Origin of the sequence: Longimicrobium sp., from assembly GCF_036387355.1 — a bacterium.
Classification (GTDB): Bacteria; Gemmatimonadota; Gemmatimonadetes; order Longimicrobiales; family Longimicrobiaceae; genus Longimicrobium.
Map to the genome: position 1 here is coordinate 1 of NZ_DASVTX010000585.1, position 7,116 is coordinate 7,116.

Below are 7,116 nucleotides of genomic sequence, written 5' to 3' on the forward strand. Positions count from 1 at the left end.
AGCGTGTTGACGGTGTTGTTGCAGTAGCCGGGCACGGGGGTGTCGTACGCCATGGCCAGCACGTCGCTGGTGTCCACCCAGGCGAAGTGCACGCGCCCCTCGGCATCGAAGCGGGGCTCCACGCGGCCGTAGAACTTGACCTTGTACGTCCGGTCCGGCCGCACGATCTCCCACGGATTGCCGTCCATCAGCCAGTTGTCCGGCTTTTCCACCTGGCGCCCGTGCTCGTCGAGGGCCTGGCGAAAGATGCCGTGCTCGTAGCGGATGCCGTAGCCCATCCCCGGAAGTTCCAGGGTGGCCATGCTGTCCAGGTAGCAGGCAGCCAGCCGACCCAGGCCGCCGTTGCCCAGCCCGGCATCCGGCTCGCGCTCCTTGAGGTCCTCCAGCCGGTAGCCCAGCTCGTCCAGCGCTTCTACCGTGGCCCCGTCCAGCCCCAGGTTGATGAGCGCGTTGCCCAGCGCCCGCCCGATCAGGAACTCCAGCGACAGGTAGTAGACGCGCTTGACGTCACGGTGCTCGTAGCGCGCGTTGGTGGCCGCCCAGCGCTCCGCCAGGCGGTCGCGCAGCGTCCACGCGGTGGCCATGTACACGTCGCGCTCGGTGGCCGAGGCGTTGTCGCGGGCCAGAGTGTAGCGCACGTGCGATTCAATGTCGCGCTTGAGCGCCTCAATGCGCGTGCTGCGGCGCCCGCTTTCCAGAGTCTGCATGTCAGGTGCGGCCGATCGTTGATCAAGTTGTGGCACGGCCCGGCGGCTTGTGCGCGCGGGGGCTCCGGCGCGGCGCGGGCGTGGTGTCGTGGGGCCGGTGTGCGGAACAGGAGAAGGATTTGGAAGAAACGGTTCCAAATCACGAACCTGTACCAGGCGCCCTCTGTTCCGTTCCCCTCCCCCGCGGAACCACGCAGGGGGCGGCGCGCCTTTCCACCAGATGTTTACTCTCTGGGAAGCAGCCCGGTTCCACTGTACGGCTTGCCGCCGTGGTGCAGCGGGCCCAGCACGCGCTTGCCGTAGCCGTTCTCCGGGTCCCGGCCGCGGCGGATGGCCCGGTCCACGCTGATCTCGCCGCGGTTGTACGCGATGACGCCCAGCCGAACCGCGTCGCCGCCCTGCTTCTGGTAGCGCATGATGTTGTCGTGCAGCAGCCGGAAGCCCAGGCGCAGGTTGGTGTGCGGGTCCATCAGCTCGCGGGTGGTGTCGATTTCGGGGTCCAGGTCGCGGGCGGTGCCGGGCATCATCTGCACCAGCCCGGCGGCGCCGCCCTGCCCCACGGCCTTGGGGTCGAACACGCTTTCCACGCGAATCAGCCGGAATCCCAGTTCCGGGTCCAGCCCCGCTTCGGCGGCCGCGTCGTACACCATGCGCGCCATGGTATGCGTAAGGTGGTAGCGCTCCATCATGGCGTCCACGGTGCGGTCGCGGTGGGAGCGCGGCTTTTCCACCAGCCGCTCCAGGTTGGGCGTGGTGACCAGCGCCGGGGTGCGCGGCAGGGCCACGCGCAATTCGCGCAACGTGTCCGGCACGCCGCGGCGCGGTGCAAAGCGCTCCGGAACGCTGGTGGACGTGAGCCCCAGCGCCACGCCGCCCAGCAGAATGAGCGGCAGGGCCAGCAGCACCCAGCGTGGGATGCCGGCCAGGCCGTACTGCGAGCGCGCGGATTTCTGGGCGGGGCCGGTCACGGTCCGGGTTCCTCCGTTGTCCGATCCGTTCCATTCAGGGAGCGAGCGGGCACCCCGGCGCAAATCCGGGACCGGAGGAGGGGAAGGGCGGAAGTGCGGGACTACGAAAGTACGAAAGTGCGTCGGGTGCGTGAGTGCTGGGTGAGTGAGTGCTGGGTGCGTGAGTGCTGGGTGCGGAGTGCGGAGTGCGGAGACGGCAGTGCTCAGGTGCGAGTGCCCAGTGCCCAGTGCAGTGCCCAGCCCAGAGCGCAGTGCGCGGCGGAGAGCGCGGTGCCGACGCGCTGGCTTGCGGGCGGGCGCGGCTCAGTGGGCCGCCCCCGCCAACCCCGTTGTGGTGCTGAGAGGGGGTTGAGAAACCCATTTTCCTGCCACCTCGGCGCGTGAGCGTCATCCTGAAGGAGCAGCGCACTGAACCGTCCACTCAAGCCAGACCCTGTGCGACGGAAGGATCCCGGACCGAAGCATCCGTGTGGCCGCTGCCCGGCGCGGCGTGCCCCGGCCTCCTCGCGGCGTACGCGGGTCGGGAGCGCGCCACGCAGCCTGTCGTGCGTCGGGAGCCGTGTGGCGGGATTCTTCGGTCGGCGCCAGAGTGGGAGCACAGGATCGGCCCCGCCCGGCGCCTCCCTCAGAATGACACTCTCGGGCCGAGGCGTTACGACAAGCCTGTTTCTCAACACGCTCTGAGGAGGCGCCGCTCAAAGTGTCAGCGGCGCAACGGCTTGGCGCCGACGAAGGATCTACTTTCCCACGAGAACGGGCGTGCGTGTCGCGACGTTGGTCCGGGCGAGCAGCAGATCCTTTGACTCGCTGCCCGGCTCCGGTGGACCGGACGGGCCGGCGGGGCCGCTCGCTCAGGATGACAAGCCATTGCGCAGCGATGACTTACCATGCGCGACACCGACTCAGGGTGCCGGTACCGAGGGCACCGGCACCGTCGGCGCCTCAGGTGACGTACTTGAGGCCGCTGCCGGTGTTGAAGAGCACCACGCTGTCGTCCGGGCCGATTGCGCCGGACTCGCGCAGGCGGGCGGCGGCCACGGCGGTGGCGGCTCCCTCCGGCGCGCAGAAAATCCCCGTGTCGCGCCCCACGATGGGCGTCCACTCGCGCATCTCCTCGTCCGACACCGCCAGCGCGGCGCCGCCGGAGGTGCGGACGGCGTCCAGGATCAGAAAGTCGCCCACGGCGCGGGGCACCCGCAGGCCGGACGCGTACGTATGCGCGTCGCGCCACGGTTCGGCGTACTCCGTCCCCTCGTCCCATGCGCGGACAATGGGCGCGCACCCGGATGCCTGCACCGAGATCATCCGCGGCCGCGCGGACCCGATCCACCCCATGGCCTCCATCTCGTCGAACGCCTTCCACATCCCCACCAGCCCCGTCCCGCCACCGGTGGGATAGATGATGACGTCCGGCAGCGTCCACCCGAGCTGTTCGGCGACTTCGTACCCCATCGTCTTCTTCCCTTCCACGCGATACGGCTCCTTGAGCGTGGACAGGTCGAACCAGCCGTGTTCGCGCACTCCTTTCCCGACACGCGCGGCGCAGTCGGTGATGAGGCCGTCGAACAGTTCCACGTCCGCGCCCAGCGCCCGCATCTCCTCGACGATGGGGTGCGGCGTGTCGCGGGGGACGACGACGTGCGCGGCCATCCCCGCGGCGGCGGCATAGGCGGCGGTGGCGCTCCCCGCGTTGCCGGCGGAGGGGATGGCGACTTCGCGGATCCCCAGTTCCAGCGCGCGGCTGATGGCCATGCACAGCCCGCGGGCCTTGAACGAGGCGGTGGGGTTCTGCCCCTCGTCCTTGACCCAGCAGCGTCCGACCCCGAGGCGCGCGGCAAGGCGCGGCGTCTCGATCATGGGCGTCCAGCCCTCGCCCAGTCGCACGGCGTGCGCGGGGTCGCGCACGGGGAGGAGTTCGGCGTAGCGCCAGAGATCCGCCGAGCGCCCCGCCAGGTCCTCGCGCCGCAGCCGCGCGCCGATGGAGGCCAGGTCGTAGCGCGGGTAGAGCGGCTTTTCGCAGCAGGGCGAAAGCCGCTGCAGCGTCTCGCTCTCGTAGCGCTGGCCGCAGCGCGTGCACTCCAGGTGCGTGGCGCCGCCGGCGGGGAGGGGGGAGGTGGGGGTGGTGGTGATGGAGTCAGGCATCAGCTCGAAGAGAACGGGCGACTGAAGTCGCGGCAACAACGGCGCGAAGTCCGCCTTCGCGGACTGTGGCGGCAGTTCGGGTGCGCGGGGCGCGCGACGGCGCGCCCGCATCTCAAACCTCGGCGGCGCGGTGGACCGTACCGTCGCGATGGTGTTGTTCCTGGTTCAGAATGTAGTCCCGGACGAGCGGCACATTCCGCTTTGACACGGAGAACGCGCCGTATCCGCCCTGCCACTTGAACGTCTCGCCCGGCCGGATCTCGTGGTTGACGAGATGCGACGAGGCGCCTTTCACGCGTTTCGCCAACTCGGCCGGCGCGATCGTGGTCGGCACTCTTACGAGCAGGTGGACGTGATCGTCCACGCCGCCGACCGCAATCACGTCACACCGCAATGCCGAGCATTCCGCCTGGATTGCGCCGTAGACCCGTTGCCGGATGTCGGCTGTGAGGAATGGATGCCGGTCCCACGTGGCCCACACAAGATGCAGAAACAGCTGTGTCCAAGGAGTCCGCATCGTCCCAACCGGGGTTGAGGTGGAAGCGGCATCCCGGGCCCCGCGCCCAGGCCGGCATTGCAGTCCGCGAAGGCGGACTTCGCGCCGTTGTTGCCGCGACTTCAGTCGCCCGTCTGCGCCCTCTACCGCCGCGCGGGCCGGGCCGCGATCACCGTTTCCACCGGGCCGCCGCACGCGGTGCACACGGCCACAGACCCATCCTCCCAGCGATGGCACGCCTGGCACAGGCTCACCAGCCGCCCTTCTTCCTCTGAACCCGCGGGGAGCAGAAACGCCTCACCGTCCTCCCCCACCACGCGCAGCGACGGGCCGGTGTAGAAGTGCGCCAGCAGGTCGCGCAGGTCCACGTCGCCGGCCTTGGGGATCACGTCCTCGCGCGTAACGGCCGTGCGGTCACGAAAGCGCGCGCGCTCCGCCGTCCACGTGCGCTCCACGCCCGACTCGGGGGTGAGCGTGAGCGTAAGCCCGCGCGTCTCCAGGGCGTACCGCACGTTCAGGCGCGACCGCAGCCGTTCCGCCGCGCGCGCCAGGTCCAGCCCCGGCGCAATCTGCCGGCGGTTGGCGGCGTGGATGGACGGATCGCAGAAAATCTGCGCGCGCGCGTGCGACCACAGCGGCGTCTTCATGTCGCCCACATCGGTCTCCACCACGGCCGTGTAGTCGTACGGCCGGTCCACGGGGCCCACCTCGATGCGCGTGTCACGCACGCCGGGCGCATCGCGCAGCGCCGCCAGCAGCGCCGCGGCCAGCGCATCCCGCCGGGCGCGATCCGTCAGCGGGCACCAGAGGTCCGGGTCGAGCAGTTCAGGAACGTCCATCGGATCAGCACACCTGGAGGTCGGGTCGAAATCGGCCCACAAGGTAGCCCGCCGGGCGGATGCCCGAAACCGCACGGCTGTTCCGCAGGTACGCGAGCCAGCGATGCGGGGATTGACGGCGGCTGAAGCGGAAGGTGAGAAATCCGGTTGGCCCTCCAAGCCAGCGTTCGAGAGTCATCGCGAAGGAGCAGCGCGCCGGACGTCCTCGCGCCGAACCCTGTGCGACGGAAGGATCCCGGACCGCACCCTCGGCCGCGACGCTGGCCGGCGCGGCGTGCCCGGCACTCTCCGGGCGACCGAGGGTCCGGCGCGCGCCACGCAACCTGTCGTGTGCCGGATTCTGTGGGGCGGGATTGTTCAGTCGGCGCCAGAGTCTCAGCAGTGCTGAAGATCCCCGTACCCCCCCTCAGATGACACCCATCGGCCTGAGCGTTACAACGAGCGTCCTTATCGGAAGGCGCCGCTCAAGTGGGCTCCTACGCCGGCCCGCTGGATATCCGCCGCGCCGCGGGGTTAAACGGGAAGGACAGGCGTCGGTCGATGGAACTCCGCGCCCTGGCTTTCTCGCGGGTCAGCGGCTCGGCGGGGCAGTACGATCCCGCGGCTTCGTACAGCCACATGCTCGGCCTGAGCCTGGGGTAGATGCGGGGACCTGATCGCGATCAGGAGAAGCGTCAGGCGCCGCCCATCTCCGGAAAGCGCTCCACGAGGAGGTCCGCGGCGTCCAGGCCGGCGGTGACGGCGCCCTCCACCGTGGGCGCGTACAGATAGTCGCCCGCCAGCACCGCCCGCGGCGACGATTCCCACGCCGCGGCGCGCAGCGCGGGAAGCCGGCCCAGCGCGCCCGGGCCGAACAGCGTCCATCCATCCCGCCACGTGTACAGTTCCGCCCGCTCCACGTGCCGCTCGATGCCGGGCAGCGCGCGAGCCACGTCCGGCACCAGCATCCGCACCGCCGCATCCACGTCCGCGCCCAGCAGACGCTCCGCCGCGGCGGGGAGCGCGAACACCGTCACCAGGCCCTTGCCGGGCGGAACCAATCCGCCCACCTTGTTTTCCTGCACGCAGGCCGCGGCCGCCCCGCGCGACTCCCCGCCCGCGTACGACAGCCCGAACCACCGCACCCCCACAGGCCGGTCCAGCAGCAGCGCCAGCGTGGCGGCGGGCCGCACCCGCACCGCGGCCAACGCTTTCGCGGCCGGGGGTGTCAAAAATTTAGCAATCTCCAGGGCGGCGGGCGCGGGCACCGCCACCACCACGGCGCCAAACGCCTCGTCTCCGGCCGCGGTCCGCACGACGGCGCCGGACTCGCCCGCGTCCACGCCCAGAACGGGGGTGCCGAAGCGGAGCACGGCGCCGCGCGAGGCCAGCCGGTCCGCCGCGGCGCGGCCCAGCCCGCCCATGCCCCCGTGCAGCGCCTGCACCTCCAGGCTCATCCCTTCGCGCGCCAGGGCGTGGTAGAAGCCGGCGCTTGCCTCGGCAGGCGCGCAGCCGTACAGCGTGGCCAGCAGCGGCGCGGCGAGCAGGTCCACGAAGTCGCGGCCCAGCTCGCGCCCGCCCCAGTCCGCGATGGACTCGCCGTCCAGCCCGGCGGCCGCGGCGCGCTCCAGGGCGCTCAGGTCCAGCGAGCCGGCGTAGCGCTGCAGGTAGGGAAGGTACTGCGCCCCCATCCGCAGCTTGAGCGCGAGCGGAAGGGCGCCGCTGGCCAGCATGCTTGCCGGCGAGCCGTACACGACCTCGTGTGCACGCCCCTTTCGCCAGAGCGCGTCGCGCCCCGGCGAGCGCTGCAGCAGGCCGTCCGCCCCGCAGGCGCGCAGGACCCGCGCGAAGTTGGCGTACGAGGCGCTCACCAGCTGCACGGCGGGATCCACGCGGAACCCGTCCACACCGTGGGTGCAGGCGCGCCCGCCGGGGCCGGGCGCGGAGTCGAAGACGGTGACGTGGGCGCCGGCGGCGCGCAGGCG

The 7,116-nt window shown here is 71.1% G+C and carries 6 protein-coding genes; all 6 read right to left on the minus strand.

The features are described 5' to 3' along the window. Nucleotides 1-707: glycogen/starch/alpha-glucan phosphorylase (locus VF665_RS25415; protein ID WP_331056302.1), on the minus strand; the 707-nt coding region annotated here is incomplete at its 3' end. 224 nt (nt 708-931) lie between these two features. Further along, nucleotides 932-1,675 carry a lytic transglycosylase domain-containing protein gene (locus tag VF665_RS25420; protein WP_331056303.1) on the minus strand — a complete coding sequence of 248 codons (744 nt, stop codon included), beginning with the start codon at nt 1,673-1,675 and terminating at the stop codon, nt 932-934. A 942-nt stretch (nt 1,676-2,617) separates the two neighbouring features. Next, complete coding sequence (locus VF665_RS25425) at nt 2,618-3,817, minus strand: threonine synthase (RefSeq protein ID WP_331056304.1); 1,200 nt, start codon at nt 3,815-3,817, stop codon at nt 2,618-2,620. 112 nt (nt 3,818-3,929) lie between these two features. After that, nucleotides 3,930-4,334 (minus strand): IS200/IS605 family transposase, encoded by a 405-nt coding sequence (gene tnpA / locus VF665_RS25430; RefSeq protein ID WP_331056305.1) that lies wholly within the window; start codon nt 4,332-4,334, stop codon nt 3,930-3,932. A gap of 122 nt (nt 4,335-4,456) precedes the next feature. Continuing rightward, nucleotides 4,457-5,152 (minus strand): hypothetical protein, encoded by a 696-nt coding sequence (locus VF665_RS25435; RefSeq protein ID WP_331056306.1) that lies wholly within the window; start codon nt 5,150-5,152, stop codon nt 4,457-4,459. Between the two features lie 674 nt (nt 5,153-5,826). After that, the coding region (locus VF665_RS25440) for an FAD-dependent oxidoreductase (RefSeq protein WP_331056307.1) at nt 5,827-7,116 on the minus strand (1,290 nt) is incomplete at its 5' end.